The 22,654-nt window shown below is 74.2% G+C and carries 17 protein-coding genes; 14 read left to right on the top strand and 3 right to left on the bottom strand.

Annotated features, from left to right (window positions below; genetic code table 11):
• Window positions 1-45: 45 nt before the first annotated feature.
• Entirely contained in the window at window positions 46-1,065 is a 1,020-nt protein-coding gene (locus tag D7M15_RS03775) for an ABC transporter substrate-binding protein (protein WP_121516176.1), read from the bottom strand.
• Between the two features lie 164 nt (window positions 1,066-1,229).
• On the opposite strand from D7M15_RS03775, the gene D7M15_RS03770 reads away from it, so the two are divergent.
• The 8 genes from D7M15_RS03770 to D7M15_RS03735 all read left to right on the top strand — a co-directional run bounded on the left by D7M15_RS03770 (window position 1,230) and on the right by D7M15_RS03735 (window position 10,267).
• Window positions 1,230-2,258: an iron chelate uptake ABC transporter family permease subunit gene (locus tag D7M15_RS03770; protein WP_240649570.1), complete on the top strand. Its 1,029-nt coding sequence runs from the start codon at window positions 1,230-1,232 to the stop codon at window positions 2,256-2,258.
• A complete protein-coding gene (locus tag D7M15_RS03765; RefSeq protein ID WP_121516174.1) occupies window positions 2,255-3,292 on the top strand; it encodes an iron chelate uptake ABC transporter family permease subunit in 1,038 nt (345 codons plus the stop codon). The genes D7M15_RS03770 and D7M15_RS03765 overlap by 4 nt, the downstream gene beginning before the upstream one ends.
• Window positions 3,289-4,278: an ABC transporter ATP-binding protein gene (locus tag D7M15_RS03760; RefSeq protein WP_240649118.1), complete on the top strand. Its 990-nt coding sequence runs from the start codon at window positions 3,289-3,291 to the stop codon at window positions 4,276-4,278. Before D7M15_RS03765 ends, D7M15_RS03760 begins: the two co-directional genes overlap by 4 nt.
• Window positions 4,279-4,446: 168 nt before the next feature.
• Complete coding sequence (locus D7M15_RS28885; protein WP_346428782.1) at window positions 4,447-4,890, top strand: hypothetical protein; 444 nt, start codon at window positions 4,447-4,449, stop codon at window positions 4,888-4,890.
• A 13-nt stretch (window positions 4,891-4,903) separates the two neighbouring features.
• A complete protein-coding gene (locus tag D7M15_RS03750) occupies window positions 4,904-5,719 on the top strand; it encodes a TlyA family RNA methyltransferase (protein ID WP_121516173.1) in 816 nt (271 codons plus the stop codon).
• Window positions 5,716-6,642, top strand: a complete 927-nt coding sequence (locus D7M15_RS03745; RefSeq protein ID WP_121516172.1) for an NAD kinase — start codon at window positions 5,716-5,718, stop codon at window positions 6,640-6,642. The genes D7M15_RS03750 and D7M15_RS03745 overlap by 4 nt, the downstream gene beginning before the upstream one ends.
• 180 nt (window positions 6,643-6,822) lie before the next feature.
• Entirely contained in the window at window positions 6,823-8,574 is a 1,752-nt protein-coding gene (gene recN / locus D7M15_RS03740) for a DNA repair protein RecN (protein WP_121516171.1), read from the top strand.
• 367 nt (window positions 8,575-8,941) lie between these two features.
• On the top strand, window positions 8,942-10,267 hold the full coding sequence (locus tag D7M15_RS03735) for a glycosyltransferase family 4 protein (RefSeq protein ID WP_276314420.1): 1,326 nt from the start codon (window positions 8,942-8,944) through the stop codon (window positions 10,265-10,267).
• Window positions 10,268-10,648: 381 nt separating this feature from the next.
• Here D7M15_RS03735 and D7M15_RS03730 read toward each other — a convergent pair whose 3' ends face one another.
• Entirely contained in the window at window positions 10,649-11,698 is a 1,050-nt protein-coding gene (locus D7M15_RS03730; RefSeq protein WP_240649117.1) for a LacI family DNA-binding transcriptional regulator, read from the bottom strand.
• Between the two features lie 137 nt (window positions 11,699-11,835).
• On the opposite strand from D7M15_RS03730, the gene D7M15_RS03725 reads away from it, so the two are divergent.
• Together D7M15_RS03725 and D7M15_RS03720 are read left to right on the top strand one after the other, a co-directional pair.
• On the top strand, window positions 11,836-12,846 hold the full coding sequence (locus tag D7M15_RS03725; RefSeq protein WP_206337315.1) for a glycoside hydrolase family 16 protein: 1,011 nt from the start codon (window positions 11,836-11,838) through the stop codon (window positions 12,844-12,846).
• Complete coding sequence (locus D7M15_RS03720; RefSeq protein ID WP_121516168.1) at window positions 12,843-14,012, top strand: beta-1,3-glucanase family protein; 1,170 nt, start codon at window positions 12,843-12,845, stop codon at window positions 14,010-14,012. Before D7M15_RS03725 ends, D7M15_RS03720 begins: the two co-directional genes overlap by 4 nt.
• A 113-nt stretch (window positions 14,013-14,125) precedes the next feature.
• Here D7M15_RS03720 and D7M15_RS03715 read toward each other — a convergent pair whose 3' ends face one another.
• On the bottom strand, window positions 14,126-15,931 hold the full coding sequence (locus tag D7M15_RS03715) for a glycoside hydrolase family 15 protein (RefSeq protein WP_121516167.1): 1,806 nt from the start codon (window positions 15,929-15,931) through the stop codon (window positions 14,126-14,128).
• Between the two features lie 345 nt (window positions 15,932-16,276).
• Here D7M15_RS03715 and D7M15_RS03710 point away from each other — a divergent pair, with 345 nt between their 5' ends.
• The 4 genes from D7M15_RS03710 (at window position 16,277) to ald (ending at window position 22,279) form a co-directional block, all read left to right on the top strand.
• Window positions 16,277-17,959, top strand: a complete 1,683-nt coding sequence (locus D7M15_RS03710) for a CTP synthase (protein WP_121516166.1) — start codon at window positions 16,277-16,279, stop codon at window positions 17,957-17,959.
• Between the two features lie 3 nt (window positions 17,960-17,962).
• The gene (locus tag D7M15_RS03705) at window positions 17,963-18,595 is read left to right on the top strand and encodes an NUDIX hydrolase (RefSeq protein ID WP_121516165.1); all 633 of its coding nucleotides are present in this window, start codon (window positions 17,963-17,965) and stop codon (window positions 18,593-18,595) included.
• 387 nt (window positions 18,596-18,982) lie between these two features.
• The gene (locus D7M15_RS03700; RefSeq protein ID WP_121520162.1) at window positions 18,983-20,959 is read left to right on the top strand and encodes an NB-ARC domain-containing protein; all 1,977 of its coding nucleotides are present in this window, start codon (window positions 18,983-18,985) and stop codon (window positions 20,957-20,959) included.
• A gap of 204 nt (window positions 20,960-21,163) precedes the next feature.
• Window positions 21,164-22,279 (top strand): alanine dehydrogenase, encoded by a 1,116-nt coding sequence (gene ald / locus D7M15_RS03695; RefSeq protein ID WP_121520160.1) that lies wholly within the window; start codon window positions 21,164-21,166, stop codon window positions 22,277-22,279.
• The last annotated feature ends 375 nt before the right edge of the window (window positions 22,280-22,654 follow it).

Raw genomic sequence — 22,654 nt, 5'->3', positions numbered from 1 at the left:
GGCGCGCCCGCCGCCGGTCGCCGGGCTGCTGCCGGGTACGCGGCGTCAGCCGGTCTTCTTCGCCTTCTCAAGGGCCTCGGCCAGGTTCTCCAGCAGCGGCACCGAGCCCGCGTGACTGAACCGCGGCTCGCTCGCCCACGGGACGACCTGGCCCGCCTCGACCGCGGGCAGCTTCGTCCAGGCGGGGATCTTCTCCAGGGCGCCGGTCTGGAGGGCCTGGCCGCGGTTGTCGAGCATGATCACGTCGGCCGGGTACTTGTCGGCGTTCTCCCAGCTGAGCGGCTCGAAGTAGCCGCCCTCGTCCAGCTTCCGCGGGACGACGACGTCGACGCCCAGCTCGCGCAGGTACATCAGGTCGGCGTTGACCTTCGGGGTCGACACGTAGAACAGGTCGCGGCTGCCGGACGCGGCCATCACCTTCAGCCCGCCCTTGGCCTTGGCGGCCTTGCGGAGCCGTTCGGCGGCCTGCTCGAAGCGGGCCTTCGCGTCGGTGACCCGCTTGGCCTTCGGGTCGGCGCCGAGGGTGCGGGCCAGCTCGGCGTAGCGGTCGACGATGGTCAGCAGGGAGACGCGGGACGCCTTGATCGCGATGCTCGGCGCGAGCTTGACGATCTTGCTCTTGCTCTCGTCCGGTACGAACCACAGGACGCCGGGCTCGTACGTGTTGGTGATCAGCAGCTCGGGGCGGAGCTTGGCGTACTTCTCGATGTTGAACTCGCCGTACGCGTTGCCGATGATCTCGACGCCGTCCACGTCCAGCTCCCCGGCCTGCGGGTCCGGCTCGCCGTTCTTCAGCTTCGTCGGGCCGAAGACGCCCACGAGCTGCTCGTCGACGCCGAAGTCGTGCAGCGCGGCGGCCGTACCGGTGAAGGCCACGATCCGCTCCGGGCGCCCGTCCAGCTCGACCTTCTCCTTCCGGTCGTCGGTGAACGACCAGGAGCCACCGCCACCGGAGCCCGACCCGCCGTCGTCGTCGCCGCACGCCGTGAGGAGCGCGCCGAGGCCGGCGGCGCCGCCCGCGGCGAGGAGGCCGCGGCGGGAGAGGCGGGGGAGGGAGCGTGACATGGGGAGCCCTTCTCGGAATGTACGGGGGACCAGTGGGCCCGAATGCCGGGTTAGGTTAACCTAACCCACGTCATCGTCCAGTGGCCGGGTGACCGAGAACGCACCGGCCCGTAGCCGGAGCCGCGCACGTGTCGCTCACCAAGTCCCCGCAGGCGGAAGCGGACGTGACGCCCGCGCCGCCCGCCGCCGACCGGCCACCCGCCGGGCGGCACGCGCCGCGCGCCGTCGGCCTCCTCGGCGCCCTGCTGCTGCTGTGCCTCGTGGCCGCCCTCAGCCTCGCCGTGGGAGCCAAGCCGCTCGCGCTGGACGCGGCGTGGCGCGGTCTCACCGACAGCGCCTCGCCCGAGTACACCGTCGTGCACGAGATGCGCCTGCCCCGCACCCTGCTCGGCCTCATGGCCGGTACGGCGCTGGGCCTGGCCGGTGGCGTGATGCAGGCGCTGGCCCGCAACCCGCTGGCCGACCCGGGCCTCCTCGGCATCAACGCGGGCGCGGCCGCGGCGGTCGTGTCGGCGATCTCGTTCCTCGGCGTCGAGTCCTTCACCGGCTACGTGTGGTTCGCGTTCGCCGGTACGGGCGCGGTGGCCGTCGCCGTGTACGTGGTCGGCGGCGGGCGCGGCGCGACGCCCGCGCGGCTGGCGCTCGGCGGCGCGGCGCTGAACGCGGCGCTGTTCAGCTACGTCAACGCCGTACAGCTGCTGGACACCGCCTCGCTCGACAAGATGCGCTTCTGGACGGTCGGTTCGCTGGCCGGGGCGCAGGCGGAGACGGCGGAGAAGCTGGTGTGGTTCGTCGCGGCCGGGGTGCTGCTGGCGCTGGCGCTCGCCCGCCCGCTGAACGCGCTCGCCCTCGGCGACGACGCGGCGCGCTCCCTCGGCTCGCACCCGGCGCGTACGCGGGCGGGCGGCATGCTCGCCGTGACGCTGCTGTGCGGCGCGGCCACGGCGGCGTGCGGGCCGATCGTCTTCGTCGGCCTGATGGTGCCGCACCTCGTGCGCACGCTGACCGGGCCCGACATGCGCTGGGTGCTGCCGTACTGCGCGGTGCTCGCGCCGGTGCTGCTGCTCGGCGCCGACGTCCTCGGGCGGGTGCTCGCGCGCCCGTCGGAACTCCAGGTGGGGATCGTGACGGCGGTGCTCGGCGGCCCGTTCTTCCTGTACTTCGTGCGCCGCCGGAAGGCGGTGGGGGCATGAGCGTCATCCGTACGGGGAGCGGGCACTCGATCGCGTTCCGGCCGCGCGCGCTCGCCGTGGGCCTGGGGTGCCTGGTGGTCGCGGCGGTCTCCTCGGTGTTCGCGATCGGCAGCGGCAGCGGCGACTACCCGATGACGACGCAGCAGGTGATCGACACGCTGCTCGGCTCGGGCAACCCGGCCGACGAGTTCATCGTGAACGACGTACGGCTGCCGCGCGTCGTCACCGCCCTGCTGGTCGGCGGGGCGCTGGCGCTCGGCGGGGCGATCTTCCAGTCCGTCGTGCGCAACCCGCTCGGCTCGCCCGACGTGCTCGGCTTCACGCAGGGCGCGGCGACGGGCGCGCTGGTCACCATCGTGGTGTTCGGCAGCGGCAGCGCCGCGCTGGCGGCCGGGGCGGTGACGGGTGGCCTGGCCACCGGGCTGCTGATCTACGCGCTGGCCTGGCGGCAGGGCGTGCACGGCTACCGGCTGGTGCTCACCGGCATCGGCATCACCGCCATCCTCACCGGCGTCAACGGCTACCTCCTCACCCGGGCGCAGATCACCGACGCCGCGCGCGCGGTGCTCTGGATGACCGGCAGCCTGAACGGGCGCGGCTGGGACGACGCCGTACCGCTGCTGGTCGCGATGGCGGTGCTGCTGCCCGTCGTGCTGTTCGGCTGCGCGCGGGCGATGCGGATGCTGGAGATGGGCGACGACGCGGCGTTCTCGCTCGGCGTGCCGGTGGAGCGGATACGGCTGACGGTGCTGGCGTCGGCGGTGCTGCTGGTGTCGTTCGGCGCGGCGGCGGCCGGGCCGGTGGCGTTCGTGGCGCTGACGGCGCCGCAGGTGGCGAAGCGGATGACGCGGTCACCGGGGCCGAACCTGGTGCCGTCGATGTGTACGGGCGCGGCGCTGCTGGTGCTCGCGGACCTCGCGGCGCAGCGGGTGTTCGAGGGGCACCAACTGCCGGTGGGCGTGGTCACCGGCGTGCTGGGCGGCGGCTATCTGGTGTGGCTGCTGGCCACGGAGCGCAAGGCGGGGCGGATATGAGCGACGCGACGGGCACGGGCGGTCGTACCGGCACGGGCGAGGGCCGCGACAGGAAGACGAGGAACGCCGACATGAAGCATCCCGCCGAACCCGGCACCGTACGCGCGACGGGTCCCGACACGGCCCTCGGCACGGGGCCCGTCCTGGCGAAGGACCCCGGCAGCGGTACGGGTACGGGTACGGGTACCGGGACCGGCACCCGGCTCGGCGGCGAGGGCCTGACCCTCGCGTACGACCAGCGCACCATCGCGCGGGACCTCGAGATCGCCGTCCCCGACGAGTCGTTCACCGTGATCATCGGCCCCAACGCGTGCGGCAAGTCCACCCTCCTGCGGGCCCTCTCCCGCATGCTGAAGCCCGCCGCCGGGCGGGTGCTGCTGGACGGCCGGGACATCCACGCCCTGCCGCCGAAGCAGGTCGCCCGCACCCTCGGGCTGCTCCCGCAGTCGTCCGTCGCGCCGGACGGCATCAGCGTCTCCGACCTGGTGGCCCGCGGCCGTTACCCGCACCAGGGGCTGCTGCGGCAGTGGTCGCGCGAGGACGAGCGGATCGTCGCCGAGTCGATGCGCGCGACGGGTGTCGCGGACCTCGCCGACCGGTACGTGGAGGAGCTGTCCGGCGGGCAGCGGCAGCGGGTGTGGATCGCCATGGCCCTCGCGCAGGAGACACCGCTGCTGCTGCTCGACGAGCCGACGACGTACCTCGACATCGCCCACCAGATCGAGATCCTGGACCTCTGCGCCGGGCTGCACGAGGCTGGGCGCACGGTGGTCGCGGTGCTGCACGACCTCAACCACGCGGCGCGGTACGCCACCCACCTCGTCGCCATGCGCGGCGGGTCGATCGTCGCGGAGGGCAGGCCGTCCGAGGTGCTGACGGCGGACCTGGTGCGGGAGGTCTTCGAACTGCCCTGCCGGGTGATCGACGACCCGGAGACCGGCACCCCGCTGGTGATCCCGGCGGCGCGCGTCCGCGTCGGCGCCTGAGCGCACGCGCCCCCGCGCCCGTACCCGCTCCCGCGTCCCCCTCCCGTACGCGCGCCCGTACGGGCACCCCGCCCGCGCCCGTACGGGCACCCCGCCCGCGCCCGTACGGGGCCCGGCGCGGTGTCCCGGCGCGCCGCGCTGTCGGTGGCAGCGGGTAGCGTCGGGTGCATGGACGAGGTGAGGTACGGCGCCGGGCAGCAGGCGTACGGGCTGGTGGCGCCGGGTCCCGGCGTGCCCGGGGAGCCCGGCGGGGCGCCGGCGCGGGACGGCGCGGCGGACGCGCACGAGGAGAACGGCGAGGGTGCGGAAGCGGGCGCGGACGGGCGGGCGCACGGCGACGAGGCCGCCGGGGAGGAGCCGCCGCCCGGCGGCGTGCCCGACGCCCCGCGTCCGCTCGGCGTCGGCACGGAGCCCACGGGGCATCCTCCGGTGGACGCGCGGTTGCGGCGGCTGGAGGACGCCGACCACCTCGCCGTGTCCGGGCACCTGGAGGTGTACGAGGATGTGCACCGCGGTCTGCGCGACACCCTGACCGCCCTCGACTGGCCCGACCCCGGACCGGGCCCCGGCCCCGCCCTCCGGCCCGACGACCGGCCCGACCCCAGGAGTTGAAGCCGACGTGGCAGTGACCCGCCCGCAACGCAGGCGTCTCGACGCGGAGTTGGTGCGCCGCAAGCTGGCGCGCTCGCGTGAGCACGCCGGGCAGCTGATCGCCGCGGGCCGTGTGACCGTCGGCGGGGCGACCGCCTCCAAGTCCGCCACGCAGGTCGAGACGAGCGCCGCGCTCGTCGTCCGCGCCGACGACGGCGACCCGGACTACGTGTCGCGCGGTGGCCACAAACTCGCGGGCGCCCTCGCCGCGTTCCAGCCCCTCGGCCTGGCCGTCGCCGGTCGCCGCGCCCTCGACGCGGGTGCCTCCACGGGCGGCTTCACGGACGTCCTGCTCCGCGCCGGGGCGGGCCACGTGGTGGCCGTGGACGTGGGGTACGGACAGCTGGCGTGGTCCCTGCGCGGCGACGCGCGCGTCACCGTACGGGACCGGACGAACGTACGGGAGCTGACCCCGGACGACCTCGACGGCGTACCGGCCGAACTGGTCGTGGGCGACCTGTCGTTCATCCCCCTCGGCCTGGTGCTCCCGGCCCTGGTGCGCTGCTCCGCGCCCGACGCCGACCTGGTGCTGATGGTCAAGCCCCAGTTCGAGGTGGGGCGCGAACGGCTCGGCAGCGGCGGGGTGGTGCGCAGCGCGCGGCTGCGCGCCGAGGCCGTACGGGACGTGGCGGCGCGGGCCGCCGGGCTGGGCCTGGGGGCGCTCGGCGTCGTCGCCAGCCCCCTGCCGGGACCGTCCGGGAACGTCGAATACTTTCTGTGGCTGCGCGCCGGGGCGCCCGATCTCGACCCGGCCGATCTCGACCGAGCTGTGGCGGAGGGGCCGAATTGACGACGACAGGGACCGAGGACCGTACGGCGAGCGAGGACCGTACGGTCTTCCTCCTCGCGCACACCGGGCGGCCCGCCGCCGTCCGCAGCGCCGAGCTGGTCGTGCAGGGGCTGCTGCGGCACGGCATCGGCGTCCGGGTGCTGGGGGACGAGGCAACGGACCTGCCGCTGCCGGAGCAGGTGGAGACGGTCGAGGCGAAGCCGGACGTGCTGGACGGCTGCGAGCTGCTCGTGGTGCTCGGCGGCGACGGCACGCTGCTGCGCGGCGCGGAGTTCGCGCGCGCCTCCGGGGTGCCGATGCTCGGCGTCAACCTGGGCCGCGTCGGCTTCCTCGCCGAGGCCGAACGGGACGACCTGGACCGCGTGGTGGACCGGGTGGTGCGGCGGGCGTACGAGGTCGAGGAGCGGATGACGCTCGACGTGCTCGTACGGAACGAGGGGCGGCTCGTGCACACCGACTGGGCGCTGAACGAGGCGTCCGTCGAGAAGGCCGCGCGTGAGCGGATGCTGGAGGTCGTGACGGAGGTCGACGGGCGGCCCGTCTCCCGCTTCGGCGGGGACGGCGTGGTGTGCGCGACACCGACGGGCTCGACGGCGTACGCCTTCTCCGCCGGGGGCCCGGTGGTGTGGCCGGAGGTCGAGGCGCTGCTGATGGTGCCGATCAGCGCCCACGCGCTGTTCGCGAGGCCGCTGCTCACCGCGCCCGACTCGGTGCTGGCGGTGGAGGTCCAGCCGCGTACGCCGCACGGCGTGCTGTGGTGCGACGGGCGGCGCAGCGTGGACCTGTCCCCGGGGGCGCGCGTCGAGGTGCGGCGCGGCGCGGTGCCGGTGCGGCTGGCGCGGCTGCACCACGCGTCGTTCACGGACCGGCTGGTGGCGAAGTTCGCGCTGCCGGTGGCGGGGTGGCGCGGCGCCTCGCCGTGACGCGCCCCGGGCGTGCGTGGCGCCGTGCCCCGGCGCGTGCGGCGGGGACACTCCCGGGCCGCGCGCCGCATCCGTACGGACGTCCGCCGCCGTCGCCGTACCGGTGAAGCGGCACCCGCCGCGGGCCCCGCACGGGGGTCGCGCGGCGGACCGGGGGTGGCTTTGCGCGGGGAACCTCGTATGGTCGTATCCGTGTTGGAGGAGATGCGGATCAGAGCCCTGGGCGTGATCGACGACGCCGTCGTCGAGCTGGCGCCCGGCTTCACCGCGGTGACCGGCGAGACCGGAGCGGGCAAGACGATGGTCGTGACCAGCCTCGGGCTGCTGCTCGGCGGGCGCGCCGACGCGGGGCTCGTACGCGTCGGGGCGAAGGCCGCCGTCGTGGAGGGGCGGATCGTGGTGCCCCCGGGCTCCGCGGCGGCCGTACGGGCCGAGGAGGCGGGCGCCGAGCTGGACGACGGCGCGCTGCTGGTCAGCCGTACGGTCTCGGCGGAGGGCCGGTCCCGCGCGCACCTGGGCGGCCGGTCCGCGCCCGTGGGGCTGCTGGCGGAGCTGAGCGACGACCTGGTGGCCGTGCACGGGCAGACCGACCAGCAGGGGCTGCTGCGCCCGGCGCGGCAGCGGCAGGCGCTCGACCGGTACGCGGGCGAGGCCGTGTCCGGGCCGCTCGCCGCGTACGGGACGGCGTACCAGCGGCTGCGTACGGTCGCCGCCACCCTCGACGAGCTGACCACCCGGGCCCGCGAGCGCGCGCAGGAGGCCGACCACCTGCGGTACGGCCTCGACGAGATCGCCGCCGTCGACCCCCGCCCCGACGAGGACGCCGAACTCGCCGCCGAGGCCGAACGGCTCGGCCACGCCGAGGCGTTGGCCTCCGCCGCCACGACGGCGCACGGCGCGCTGGCGGGCGACCCCGCCGACCAGTCCGGGCCCGAGGGCATGGACGCCGCGACACTCGTCGTGGGCGCGCACCGGGCGCTGGAGGCAGTACGGTCCCACGACCCGGCCCTCGCGGCGCTCGCGGACCGGCTGAGCGAGGTCGGCATCCTGCTGTCCGACATCGCGGGCGAACTCGCCGGTTACGCCGACGACCTGGACGCCGACCCGCTGCGCCTCGCCGCCGTCGAGGAGCGCCGCGCGGCGCTCGGGCAGCTGACCCGCAAGTACGGGGAGGACGTCGGCTCCGTGCTGGCGTGGGCCGAGGAGGGCGCGGCGCGTCTGGCCGAACTCTCCGGCGACGACGACCGCATCGAGGAGCTGACCGCCGAACGCGACGCCCTCCACGACGAACTCGCCGGGCTCGCCCAGCGCCTCACCGAGGCCCGTACGGACGCGGCGAAGCGCTTCGCCGACGCGGTCACCGGCGAACTGGCCGAGCTGGCCATGCCGCACGCCCGGGTCTCGTTCGAGCTGCGCCGGGCCGACGACCCGGCGGGGCTCGAACTGGACGGCCGTACGGTCGCGTTCGGGCCGCACGGCACGGACGACGTGGAGCTGCTGCTCGCCCCGCACCCCGGGGCGCACGCCCGGCCGATCGCGAAGGGAGCGTCGGGCGGCGAGCTGTCCCGGGTGATGCTGGCGGTGGAGGTGGTCTTCGCGGGCTCGGACCCGGTGCCGACATACCTCTTCGACGAGGTGGACGCGGGCGTCGGCGGCAAGGCCGCCGTCGAGGTCGGCCGCAGGCTGGCGCGGCTCGCCCGGTCCGCGCAGGTGGTCGTCGTGACGCACCTGCCGCAGGTCGCGGCCTTCGCCGACCGGCACCTGGTGGTGGAGAAGACGGACGACGGGTCGGTGACCCGCAGCGGCGTGCAGGCGATGGAGGGCGAGGACCGGGTGCGGGAGCTGTCCCGGATGCTCGCCGGGCAGGAGGACTCCAGCCTCGCCCGCGCCCACGCCGAGGAGCTGCTCGCGACGGCCCGCGCGGCGGTCTGACGCGCGTTCGCCGTACGGGCCCGGCGCCCGCCGTACCCGTGGCCGCGCGCGTACGGGCGTGGGCCGCGGCACCGGGTGTTTCCGGCCGTTGTGGGGCCGTCCCGCGCGCCCGCCGGACGTACGCCGCGCAGGCGCCCGTACCGCCCGCTGGGGCGGTGCGGCCACGGCGCGCGTACCGGTCGGCCGCTACCGCGCCCGTACGGGGCGGGGTCGCCCGCGCGGGTGATACGTGCCGCGGACGCCCGCCTCGTGCGGCCTCCGTGGCCGGTACGCGGTGCCCCGCCCCTGTCACGGACTGGCATCCTGGGCGCAGCGCATCACGCCCCGGCGCACGCCCGCTTCTCGCAACCCCGGAGTCCGACCCGCTGTGAGCCGTCCCCCCGATCCGCCGCTTCCGCCACGCGCGCCCGCCCCGGTGCACGTCGTGCAGGTGCTGTCCGGCGCCCACGGCACGCCCGTCGCGTACGGCGCCCAGGCGGCGCCGTCCGTGCCCGGCGTCCCGGGCACGGGCCCGCGCCGCCGCGCCGGGACGGCGGGCGCCGAGGTCCCGTGCGCGACGACCGGCGCGCACGTCCGCTCGCTGACCGAGGGACTGGTGGCGCACGGCCTCCGCGTGACGGTGTGCGCGCCGTACGGGTCGGAGCAGGCGTACGGCTTCACCGCCGCCGGTGCCCGACTCACCGAGGTGGGGCACCCGCCGGTGTCGCCCGCCGCGCCGCCCGTGCCCGGCGCCGTCCCGGCGTTCGCGTCGCTCCCCGGCCCGCTGCACACCGACACCGACACGGTGCGCGCCCTCCGCCGGATCTGCGCCGACGCCGACGTCGTCCACGCGCACGGTCCGCACGCCGGGCTGCTCGCCGCCCTCGCGCTCGGCAGCCGTCGGCGGCACGTGCCGCTCGTCGTCACCTGGCACACCCGCGCGCACGCCCACGGCGCGCACCGCGGGGTCGCGCGCCTGCTGGAACGGCGCGTGGCGCGCGCCGCGGGCGTGGTCCTCGGGGCCACCACCGACCTCGTGGACCTGGCGCGGCGCAGGGGAGCGCGCGACGCGCGGCTGGCGCCGGTCGCGCTGCCGTTCCCGGAGCCGCGCCCCGACGCGTACCCGCCGCCGCTCGACCCGGACGCGGCCGCCAAGGTACGCGCGGAGATCGGCGCCGTCGACCGCCCGCTGGTGCTGGCCGTCGGCCGACTCGAACCGCTCCAGGGGCACACCACCGCCCTGACCGCCGCGCGCGCCTGGCGCGACCTGGAGCCGCCGCCGCTGCTGGCCATCGCGGGGGAGGGGCCGCACCGTGCGGCGCTCCAGGCGCGGATCGAGGCGGAGGACCTGCCCGTACGGCTGCTGGGCCGCCGCGACGACGCGTTCGAGCTGCTGGCCGCCGCGGACGTGGCGCTCGTCCCCGCGCGCTGGGAGGCGCGCTCCCTGGTCGCGCAGGAGGCGCTGCGCGCGGGGGTGCCGCTGGTCGCGACCGCCGTCGGCGGGCTGCCCGAACTCGTCGGCGACGCGGGCCTGCTGGTGCCGTACGCGGACCCCGAGGCGCTCGCGGGCGCCGTCACCGCCCTGCTGCGGGACCCGGACCGCCGTGCGGCGCTCGCGGCGGCGGGCCGCGCCCGTGCCGCGTGCCTGCCGACGGTGGACGACACGGTGGCGCACGTCCTCAGCGTCTACGACGAGCTGGTGACGGCGGACTAGAGCCGTACGCGTCGTACGCGCCGTACGGCCTGCCCGGCCGGTCCCGAACGTCCTTCAGCGGGCGGCGCGTTCGACGCGCGACCGTTCCGCCGTACGGGCCGGGTCCGCGTGGTGGCGGTTCGTCCGGGGCCGGAGCCGGAGCCGGGGGTTCTCCGTACGGACCGCGCGCGGGTCCTCCGCCGCCTCGCGCGGGTCGGCGTGCGGGTGGGCACAAGATCCGCCGAAGCGAAGGGATTCGGTCAGATCCAGGGCTTCTTTTGAGTCAATCTTTCCGACTCCTTTACCTCCGGGTACCTCCGGCCCCCGCCCGCCCCACCCCGTACGCGCGCCCCGTCCGGGTACGCCCGCCCTGTCCCGTACGCGCCCGCCGCCCCGGTGGCGTCAGCTCGACGCCCGCACGATCAGCCGCGCGGGGGTCACCACCGACGTCGGCACGCCCTCCGGGGTCGCGGGCTCCGGGCCCAGACCGAGGCGGCGCATGAGGAGTTCGGCCATCATCCGGCCCATGCCCTCCACGTCCTGGCGCACGGTCGTGAGCGGGGGATCGGCCCAGGCGGCGGGCTCCAGGTCGTCGTAGCCGACGACCGCGACGTCGTCGGGCACGCGGCGGCCGTACGCCCGCAGCGTGCGGATCGCGCCCGAGGCCATCAGGTCGGAACCGGCGAAGACGGCGTCCAGGTCGGGCGTGCGGTCGAGGAGTTCGGCCATCGCGCGCTCGCCGCCCTCGGCGGTGAAGCCGCCGTGCGCCACCAGCGCGGGGTCGGCCTCGACGACGCCGAGGGCGTCGCGGTACCCGTGCAGCCGGTCCAGCGCGGAGGTCTGGTCGAGGGGGCCGGTGATGACGGCGACGCGTCTCCGGCCGCGTTCCAGGAGGTGTTCCACGGCCTGCCGGGCGCCGCCGCGGTTGTCGGTGTCCACATACAGCGGGCGCGGCTCGCGTTCGGAGCCGGGCCAGCCGGGGCGGCCGCCGAAGACCGTCGGCAGCCCGGATTCGGCGGCCATCGCGGGCAGCGGGTCGTGCGTGTGCAGGGAGAACATCAGCGCGCCGTCGACGTGACCGCCCGAGAGGTAGCGGCCGATACGGGTGTGGTCCCGGCGCTGTTCGAGGAGGAGCAGCAGCAGCTGCATGTCACGTTCCGACAACTCGCGGCTGATCCCGCGTAGTTGCTGCGCGAAGAACGGGTCGGCGAAGACGCGGGTCTCCGGCTCGGCGATGACCACCGCGACGGCCCCGGTCCGGCGGGTGACCAGGCTGCGGGCCGCGCTGTTCGGCACGTACCCCAGCTCGTCCACGGAACGCTGGACCCGGTCGCGGACCTCCGCCCGTACGCCCGCACCGCCGTTGACCACCCGCGACACGGTGGCGCGCGAGACCCCCGCGTGTGCCGCGACGGCTTCGAGCGTGGGACGGGACCCGTGGCCACCGCTCACTTCGCACTCCTCTTTTCTTTTCCGCCGGAAGGGGGTTGACGCTACTCCTCCTTCCCCGGCACTGTGCTTGGCCATGGCGTGAGAGCGCTCTCACCACCCCCCCCACATCTGGAGCGCGCAGCATGACTATGAAGAATATGAGACGGCGATGGCTCCTCGCAGCCGTGGCCACGGTCACCGCGTTCGGGGCGTACGCCCTGCCCGCCGCCCAGGCCGACGAGTCCGCGAAGCCCGCGTCCTCGCAGCAGGCCAAGGGCGGCGCGGACGCGAAGGACGCGACCGCGATGGAAGAGGTCTGGCGCTCGGACTTCGACGGCGACGCGGGTTCGCTCCCGTCCGGCGACGAGTGGATCATCGACAAGGGCCACGGCTACCCCGGCGGCCCGGACAACTGGGGCACCGGCGAGATCCAGGAGTACACGGACAGCCCGGAGAACATCCAGCTCGACGGCGAAGGCCACCTGAAGATCACGGCGCAGAAGAACGGCGACACGTGGACGTCGGGCCGTATCGAGTCGCAGCGTTCGGACTTCGCCGCGCCCGAGGGCGGCAAGATGCGCATCGAGGCCAGCGTCCGCATGCCGGACATCGGCGGCGACGAGGCGCTGGGCTACTGGCCCGCGTTCTGGACGCTCGGTGACGAGTACCGCGGCAACTACTGGAACTGGCCCGGCGTGGGCGAGTTCGACATCATGGAGAACATCAACGGGATCAACTCCGTCTGGGGCGTGCTGCACTGCGGCGTCAACCCCGGCGGCCCGTGCAACGAGACCGAGGGCATCAGCGGCTCGACCGAGTGCCCCGGCTCGGCCTGCCAGGCCGGTTTCCACACGTACGCGCTGGAGCTGGACCGCTCCGGTGAGACCGAGGCGCTCCGCTGGTACGTGGACGACAAGGAGTTCCACTCCGTCAGCGAGTCCGACCTCGACGCGGAGACCTGGGCGAACGCCACGAACCACGGCCACTTCATCCTGCTCAACCTCGCGATGGGCGGCGCCTTCCCCGACAAGGTCGCGGGTCACGCCACGCCCACCGAGGCCACCAAGCCGGGCGCTTCGATGATGGTCGACCACGTGGCCGTGTCCGTGGAAGGCGGACAGGCCGCGCACCGCAAGGGTGCAGACAGCAAGGAGGGGACGAGCAAGTGATCTCGCGACGGAAGTTCCTCGGTGGAGCCACGGCCGCGGCGGCGGCGACCGGAATCTCGCTGGCCGGTGGGCGCGCGCTCGCCGGTTCCAGCAACGGTTCCGCCCGCGCGGCGGCGTCCCTGCCGCTCAAGGTCGTCAACAACACGGGCCAGTTCGACGACGCCTCGATCTTCCTCTACATACTCGGCGAGGTGGACGGCAAGCGCGTCCACGTCACGCCGGAGGGCGAGGCGAAGCCCGTCGAGATGGGCGACAACGGCGGTGACGGCTTCACCGACTACGCCATCTCGCTGTCGGACGCCGGCAACCTCCAGCTGCCGTACATGGACGGCGGCCGCATCTACACCGGGCTCGGCGACAAGCTGAAGTTCAAGGCGGTCGAGGACGGCAACGGCAACGCGGCGCTCGCCTACCCGGCCGGATGGGTCGAGTCCGACCCCAACTGGGGTGTGCTGCACGACTGCGCCGAGTTCACGTTCAAGGACTCGGGCATGTACTGCAACACCACCGCGGTGGACATGTTCAGCGTGCCGCTGTCGATCACCCTCAAGGGCCAGAAGGAGCAGACCACCGGCAAGCTCAAGTCCGGTGGCCGCGCCCAGGCGTTCGAGAAGCTGGCCGGCGGCCCCTTCGGGGACCTGATCGTCGAGGACAAGCGGATCATCGCGCCGAGCCACGGCATCGACTCCGGCAGGTTCCCGGCGGACTACCTCGACGCGTACATCGACGAGGTGTGGAGCGTCTACTCGTCGAAGGACCTCGTCGTCACCACCAACCAGGGCGAGTTCAAGGGCCGGGTGAGCGGCAACACGCTCGGCTTCACCGGCCCCGGTGAGGTCACCATCGAGAAGCCGAGCACCCGTGACGTGCTGTTCTGCGACGGCGCCCTGGCCGCCCCGAACGACGCGATGGGCGGCCCGGTCGCGGCGATCGTCGGCGCGGCGCTGAACCGTACGAGCCTGGCGGCGCTCGCCAGCCAGCCCACGGACGACCCGAGCGGGTTCTACCAGGGCGACACGGTGCACGAGTACGTCAAGGTCATGCACGAGATCGCGGACGACGGCAAGGCGTACGGCTTCGCCTTCGACGACGTGGCGGGCTTCGCCGCGTACATCGAGGACGGCGCCCCGACCGAGATCACGCTCTCGCTGGACCCGCTGAAGTAAGGGAAGGGCGTACGCGCCCGGGGCACCATGGGCGGGGCGTACGACGGCAGGTGTGTGCCGTCGTCCGCCCCGCCCGTCCGTCCCGGGGCGGACGCGCGTCCCGGCGCGCGGGCTCAGCCGCCGTACGCGCCCGACGTCGTCAGCCGCAGCGCCGTGTCGATCAGCGGCACGTGGCTGAACGCCTGCGGGAAGTTGCCCACCTGGCGCTGGAGCCGCGGGTCCCACTCCTCCGCGAGCAGCCCCAGGTCGTTCCGGAGCGCGAGCAGCTTCTCGAAGAGCTTCCGCGCGTCCTCGACCCGCCCGATCATCGCCAGGTCGTCGGCCAGCCAGAACGAGCAGGCCAGGAACGCGCCCTCGTCGCCCTCCAGCCCGTCGACGCCCTGGTCCGCGCCCGACGTCGGATAACGCAGCACGAAGCCGTCCGGTGTCGACAGCTCCCGCTGGATCGCCTCCACGGTGCCGATGACGCGCTTGTCGTCCGGCGGCAGGAAGCCCATCTGCGGGATCAGCAGCAGCGAGGCGTCCAGCTCCTTCGAGCCGTACGACTGCGTGAACGTGTTCCGTTCCTTGTCGTAGCCCTTCTCGCAGACGTTCCGGTGGATCTCGTCCCGCAGCTTCTGCCAGCGCTCCAGCGGGCCGTCCACCTCGCCGGACTCGATCAGCTTCACCGTGCGGTCGACGGCCACCCACGCCATCACCTTGGAGTGCACGAAGTGGCGGCGGGGGCCGCGTACTTCCCAGATGCCCTCGTCCGGCTCGTCCCAGTGCTTCTCCAGATAGCCGATCAGCTTCACCTGGAGCAGCGCCGCGTAGTCGTTCCGGGCGAGGCCCGTCATGTGCGCGAGGTGCAGCGCCTCGGTGACCTCGCCGTACACGTCGAGCTGGAGCTGGCCCGCGGCCTCGTTGCCGATGCGTACGGGCTTCGACCCCTCGTATCCCGGCAGCCAGGTCAGGTCCCGTTCACCCAGGTCCCGTTCGCCCGCGATGCCGTACATGATCTGGAGGTGCTCCGGGTCGCCCGCGACCGCGCGCAGCAGCCACTCGCGCCAGGCGCGCGCCTCCTCGTGGTAGCCGGTGCGCAGCAGCGAGGAGAGGGTGATCGCGGCGTCGCGGAGCCAGGTGAAGCGGTAGTCCCAGTTGCGGGAGCCGCCGATCTCCTCGGGCAGCGAGGTCGTCGGGGCGGCGACGATGCCGCCGGTCGGCGCGTACGTCAGCGCCTTGAGCGTGATCAACGAGCGGACGACGGCCTCGCGGTACGGCCCGTGGTACGTGCAGTGCCCGACCCACTCCCGCCAGAAGTCCTCGGTCTGGGTCAGCGCCGCCTCGGCGTCCGGCACCGGTGGCGCGTCCTTGTGCGACGGCTGCCAGCTGATCGTCAGGGCGACCCGGTCGCCGGGGCCGACGGTGAAGTCCGAGTAGGTGGTGAGGTTCCGGCCGTACGTGTCGGCGTCGGTGTCCAGCCAGACGGAGTCGGGTCCGGCCACCGCGACGGTGCGGTCCTCGACCTTGCGCACCCACGGCACGACCCAGCCGTACGAGAAGCGCATCCGCAGCGTCGAACGCATCGGCACCCGGCCGCTGACGCCCTCCACGATCCGTACGAGCTGCGGGGCGTCGGTGCCGCGCGGAGGCATGAAATCAATCACACGGACGGTACCGCGCGGGGTGTCCCACTCGGACTCCAGGACGAGTGAATCCCCGCGGTAGCGGCGGCGGTTCGCCGGGGGAGGCTCGCCCCCCGTGGCGTGCGCGGGCCCCAGCCGCCAGAACCCGTGCTCGTCCGTGCCCAGCAGCCCCGCGAACACGGCGTGCGAGTCGAACCGGGGCAGGCACAGCCAGTCCGCGCTGCCGTCCCGACAGATCAGGGCAGCCGTCTGCATGTCCCCGACCAGTGCGTAATCCTCGATGCGCCCAGCCACCCGAATCTCCACTCCCACCTGCGGCTACGCCCCCCGAGGGACGCCCGGAAACCTACGTCTGCGGTCGACTATCCGTGCACGATACGTCCTGTACGGACCGACGATCTCCGCCCGTCGACGGTTCCTGGTCGCTTCCCTACGCGGGCACCCACCCGCGGGTGATACGCCCGGTACGTGCGTCCGGGTTCGCTGATAACCTGGTGGCCCGTGGAACGGTGGGGCCCGCGGTCGTCGTTCGTCGACGGTGCGGCGGCCCTCCCGACCGCAGCGACGGCACTTCCGAGGAACGCCCCGGGCTGCCGGTGCGCCACTCACCTCGCGACCCACGGGAGCCCCGCCTTGGCCATGCCGAACCGATCGTCGTCCGCGACCGTCAAGCACCTGTTCGTGACGGGCGGTGTGGCCTCCTCCCTCGGCAAGGGGCTGACGGCCTCCAGCCTCGGCGCGCTGCTCAAGGCGCGCGGGCTGCGCGTCACCATGCAGAAGCTCGACCCGTACCTCAACGTGGACCCGGGCACCATGAACCCGTTCCAGCACGGCGAGGTCTTCGTGACCAACGACGGGGCCGAGACCGACCTCGACATCGGGCACTACGAGCGCTTCCTCGACGTCGACCTCGACGGCTCCGCGAACGTCACCACGGGCCAGGTCTACTCGTCCGTCATCGCCAAGGAGCGGCGCGGCGACTACCTCGGCGACACCGTCCAGGTCATCCCGCACATCACCAACGAGATCAAGCACCGCGTCCGGCGCATGGCCACCGACGACGTCGACGTGGTCATCACCGAGGTGGGCGGCACCGTGGGCGACATCGAGTCGCTGCCGTTCCTGGAGGCCGTACGGCAGACCCGGCACGAGGTCGGCCGCGACAACGTCTTCGTGGTGCACATCTCCCTGCTGCCGTACATCGGTCCGTCCGGCGAGCTGAAGACGAAGCCCACCCAGCACTCGGTGGCCGCGCTGCGCAACATCGGCATCCAGCCCGACGCGATCGTGCTGCGCGCCGACCGCGAGGTGCCGCTGTCCATCAAGCAGAAGATCTCGCTGATGTGCGACGTGGACGAGGCCGCCGTCGTCGCCGCCATCGACGCCAAGTCGATCTACGACATCCCGAAGGTGCTGCACGGCGAGGGCCTCGACGCGTACGTGGTGCGCCGCCTCGACCTCCCGTTCCGCGACGTCGACTGGACGCAGTGGGACGACCTGCTGCGCCGCGTGCACCAACCGGACCACGACGTGACGGTGGCGCTCGTCGGCAAGTACATCGACCTGCCCGACGCGTACCTCTCGGTGACCGAGGCGATCCGCGCGGGCGGCTTCGCCAACAACGCGCGCGTGCGCATCAAGTGGGTCACCTCCGACGACTGCCGCACCCCCGCGGGCGCCGCGCGTGAACTCGCGGGCGCCGACGCGATCTGCGTGCCCGGCGGCTTCGGCGAGCGCGGCGTGGACGGCAAGCTGTCGGCCATCACGTACGCCCGCGAGAACGGCGTACCGCTGCTCGGCCTCTGCCTCGGCCTCCAGTGCGTCGTGATCGAGGCCGCCCGCAACCTCGCGGGCATCGCGGGCGCCGACTCGACCGAGTTCGACCGGGCCGTCGAGCACCCGGTGATCTCCACGATGGAGGAGCAGCTCGACATCGTCGCGGGCGAGGGCGACATGGGCGGCTCGATGCGGCTCGGCCTGTACCCGGCGAAGCTCGCGGAGGGCTCGATCGTGCGCGAGGTGTACGGCGGCGAGCAGTACGTGGAGGAGCGGCACCGGCACCGGTACGAGGTCAACAACGCGTACCGCTCCGAGCTGGAGAAGAAGGCCGGGCTGGTGTTCTCCGGCACGTCCCCCGACAACAAGCTGGTGGAGTACGTCGAGTACCCGCGCGAGGTGCACCCGTACCTCGTCGCGACGCAGGCCCACCCCGAGCTGCGGTCCCGGCCGACCCGGCCGCACCCGCTGTTCGCCGGGCTGGTGAAGGCGGCCGTCGAGCGGCAGGGCCGCGCCGCCGGTACGACCGTGCCGAAGGAGGGCTGACCGATGGCCGGACAGCTCACCGACGAGCCCCAGGAGTGGCGGATCACCGCCAGCGAGACCCCGTTCCGCGGCAACAAGACCAGCGTCCGCACGGACGAGGTCGAGATGCCCGACGGCACCGTCGTCCACCGCGACTACCAGGTGCACCCCGGCTCCGTCGCCGTCGTCGCCCTGGACGAGCAGGACCGGGTGCTGGTCCTCAGCCAGTACCGGCACCCCGTACGGCAGAAGCTCTGGGAGATCCCGGCGGGCCTGCTGGACGTCCCCGGTGAGAACCCGCTGCACGCGGCCCGGCGCGAGCTGTACGAGGAGGCGCACGTCGAGGCCGAGGACTGGCGCGTCCTCGCGGACGTCTACACCACGCCCGGCGGCTCCGACGAGGCCGTACGCGTCTTCCTCGCGCGGCGGATCTCCGACGCGGAGGGCGACCGCTACGCCGCGACGGAGGAGGAGGCCGACATGGAGCAGGCGCGGGTGCCGCTGCCCCGGCTCGTACGGGCGGTGCTCGCGGGCGACCTGCACAACAACGTGCTCGTGGTCGGGGTGATGGCGCTCTCCGCCGCCCTGGCGGGCGACGGGCTGGACGCGCTGCGTCCGGCGGACGCGCCGTGGCCCGCGCGCCCGTTCGACGCCTGACGGCCGCCGCCCGCCCGACCGCCGGGCGCGCCACGGCCCGCCCGCGTGGCCCGAAGCGGTGATCTTCCCTCCGTGCGCCCGTCGCGCGCCGCCCGTCCGTACCGGCCCGGTGACTTACGCTCGGTGCGTCCCCGCCGCCCGCCCGCGCCCGGCAGCCCCCGGCCCGCGTGCCGCGGCGTACGGGGAGCACGTACGCACAGGCTCAGGTGGACGGGAGCGTGACCCGTGGCGGATCAGGCGGCGGTGCGGGGCGGGCCGGTACGGGAGGACGGCGGGCCCGTACGGGACGGCGACGGGCCGGTACGGGACGACGCGCCGGTACCGGACGACGGCGGGCCGGACGACCACCCCGTACCGGTCCGCCGGTTCGTCGGGCGCGAACGGGAACTGCGCGCCCTCCGCGCGGACATCGCACGCGCCGGGCTCAACACCCTCTCCGGCCGCCCCGCCCCGCACAGCCGCGTCCTGCTGATCGTCGGCCGCCCCGGCTCCGGCCGTACGGCGCTCGCGGAGGAGCTGGCCGAACGGCTCGCCGCCGACTACCCGGACGGTGTGCTGCGGGCCCGGCTGACCGGCCCCGGCGGCGTACCCGTGCCCGCCGAGCGGACCGCGCGGGAACTGCTGGCCGCCCTCGACGCCGGGCCCGTCGTCGCAGGGGCGGACCGGGACGAGCTGACGGAGGCGCTCCGTACGGCCCTCGCCGGGCGCCGCGCGCTGCTGCTCCTTGACGACGTGGCCGAGCCGGAACAGCTCCTGGAACTGCTCCCCGACAACCGCGACTGCCTGGTGGTGGCCGTGGCGTCGGGCCCGTTGAAGGGCGTCTCGGACGTACGGCCCTGCACCCTGGGCGGGCTCGACCGGGCCGCCGCCGTGGAGCTGCTGCGCGCCCGCGCGGGCGCCGCGCCCCGGATCACCGTGGACCCGCGCCGCGCCGAGTCGCTGGCCGAGGCGTGCGGCGACCTCCCGGCCGCGCTCTGCCTAGTCGGCGGCTGGCTGGCGTCCCGGCCCAAGCTGTCGGTGTCCGACGCGACGGCGCGGCTGGAGGAGGTCCCGCCCCCGTTGGACGGGCGGAACCCGGACTTCCTCGGCCGCGCGTTCCGGCTCGTGCACTCGACGCTGCCGCCGCCCGCCGCCCGGCTGGCGCGGCTGCTCGCCCTCGCCCCGGCCGGGTTCGTGGACCGGCACACGGCGTCCGCGCTGGCCGGTTGCACGGTGCCCGCCGCCGGGGCCGCGCTGGAGGGCCTGGCCGAGCTGGGCCTGCTGCACCCCGTCGCACCCGGCTGCTGGACGGTGCCGGGCTGCCTCGACCCGCTGCTGCGCGCGGAGTTGACGGCGGCGGAACGGCCCGCCGACGTGATGCTGGCGCGCGCCCGGATGCTGGAGCGGACCGTACGGCAGCTGCGCGCGTGCTGGGCGGCGGGCGAGCCGGAGGGGTCGCCCGCGCGCCGGAAGCTCGCCGGGCTGCCGCGTGACCTGCGGTTCGCGGACGCGGCCGAGGCCCACCGCTGGCTGACGCTGCGGCAACCGGCGGTGCTCGCCTCCGTACGGCTCGCGGTCGCCGAGGGCGGCGGCGAACTGGACACGCTGGCGCGCCGGTTGATCCACGCGGTGTCGCGCGCGTACGACACGTACCGCGACCCGGAGGAGTCCGCGCCGGAGGTGTACCGGCTGCACGAACTCGTCCTGGAGATCGCCGGACGCGGCGCCGGGCGCCCCCGCGAGCGCGCCGCGGCGCTGCTCGAACTCGCGGACCTGGACGCCCGCGCGGGCCGCCTGCGGCAGGCCGCGGGCCGCTACCGCGCCGCGCTCGACGCGGCCCGCGCGGCGGACGACGCGGCGGCGACCGGCCGTGCGCTGGAGTCGCTGGGCGGCGCGTACGCGGACCTGGCGGACTGGGCGCGCGCCGCCGACTGGTACGCCCGCGCGCTGGCGCTCCGGCAGGCGCACGACGACCTGGTGGGCGTGGCACGGCTGCACGCCCGCGTGGCCGCGGCGCACACCCGGTCGGGGCGGCTGGAGGCGGCGCTGCGCGAGTGGCGTTCGGCGGCGGCGACGCACCGCAGGCTGCGGGACCGGGCCGGACAGGCCCGCGCGCTGGGGGAGTTCGCGCGGGTGCAGGAGTACGCGGGGCGGCCCCAGGAGGCGTACCGCGCGTGCCGGGAGGCGCTGACCGTCGCGGAACCTACGGAGGACCGGCCGCTCCAGGCGGCCCTGCGGGTGCGGCTCGCCGACGCCTGCGCGCGCCTCGGCGACGAGCGCGCGGCGCGCGCCCACCGGGCGGCGGCGGAGCGGTTGCTGCGGCACACCGAGAGTGCGGAGGCGGCGACCGGGGGTGCGGAGAAGGGCCCCGACCAGGGGTCCTGAGCGGTCCAGGCCTAAGAAACTAGCGGTCAATTCAAGAAAGATTATGTGTTTGCAAGGCTAGACACGTCGCACTCCTTCATTAGACTGGCCCCACTGCGTGCAGTCCAACGGCATCCGACGTATGCGCACATGGCGTACGAACGGTGATGCGGTGGGGTGCGCCGGGTTCCCACCGCACTCTCCCAGTCAAGGACCGTGATCCACGTGAAGGTCGGCATCCCCAGCGAGGTCAAGAACAACGAGTTCCGCGTCGCCCTCACCCCCGCCGGGGTGCACGAGCTGGTGCGCAACGGGCACGAGGTGCACGTCCAGCGCGGCGCCGGGGTCGGTTCCTCCATCCCGGACGAGGAGTTCACCGGCGCGGGCGCCCTCCTCCACGACACCGCCGACGAGGTCTGGGCCACCGCCGACCTGCTGCTGAAGGTCAAGGAGCCGATCGCGGAGGAGTACCACCGTCTGCGCAAGGACCAGACCCTCTTCACGTACCTGCACCTCGCCGCCTCCCGCGAGTGCACCGACGCGCTGCTCTCCTCCGGCACCACGGCCATCGCGTACGAGACGGTCGAGACCGCCTCCCGCGCGCTGCCGCTGCTCGCCCCCATGTCCGAGGTGGCGGGCCGGATCGCCCCGCAGGTCGGCGCGTACCACCTGATGCGCTCCGCGGGCGGCCGCGGCGTCCTGCCGGGCGGCGTGCCCGGTACGGGCGCGGGCCGCGCGGTGATCATCGGCGGCGGCGTCTCGGGCTGGAACGCGACGCAGATCGCCGTCGGCATGGGCTTCCACGTCACGCTGCTCGACAAGGACGTCAACAAGCTGCGCGAGGCGGATCGTATCTTCGGTACCCGCGTGCAGACGGTCGCGTCCAACGCGTACGCCCTCGAACAGGCCGTGCTCCAGGCCGACCTGGTCGTCGGTGCCGTCCTCATCCCGGGCGCGAAGGCGCCGAAGCTCGTCACCAACGAGCTGGTGTCCCGGATGAAGCCGGGAAGTGTGCTTGTCGACATCGCGATCGACCAGGGCGGCTGCTTCGAGGACTCGCGCCCGACCACGCACGCCGAACCGACCTTCACCGTCCACGAGTCGGTCTTCTACTGCGTCGCGAACATGCCGGGCGCGGTGCCCAACACCTCGACGTACGCGCTCACCAACGCCACGCTCCCGTACATCGTGGAACTGGCCAACCGCGGCTGGCGCGACGCGCTGCGCCGCGACGCGACGCTGGCGAAGGGCCTCAACACCCACGAGGGCGAGGTCGTCTACGGCCCCGTCGGTGAGGCGCACGGGCTGCCCGTACGGGAGTTGGGCACGCTGATCGGCTGACAAGTCGACCTTGCGGGCCCCGGTGGGGGCGTCCGTACGCCCGTCACCGACGCTCGTCAACGTAGGCAACATCACGTCACCGTCCGCGCCTTGACGTCCGAGGCGCGGACGGTGACGTCGGCGTGCGCGGGGTCGGGCGGCGGAATCGCAAGTCAACTCGCCTGATACGTCACCGCTTGGCCGATTCGCGCCCCCATCGAACCCCGGTGACACCCCCGTTACGACCTTGACAGCGGGGTGTTCCGTTGTCGACACATCGGGCCGCGTCCGGTGGATTGTGTTGCTGCGAACCACCGACACGCCATAGAGTCGCCAAACGTCGGCATAGTGCAACGCTGACCTGTCTGGATGTTTCCTGGTCGCCAAGGAGGTAGG

Source organism: Streptomyces sp. Z26 (assembly GCF_003665095.1).
In the GTDB taxonomy this organism is placed as follows: domain Bacteria; phylum Actinomycetota; class Actinomycetes; order Streptomycetales; family Streptomycetaceae; genus Streptomyces; species Streptomyces phytohabitans.
This window is presented reverse-complemented; position numbering and strand designations above follow the sequence as displayed.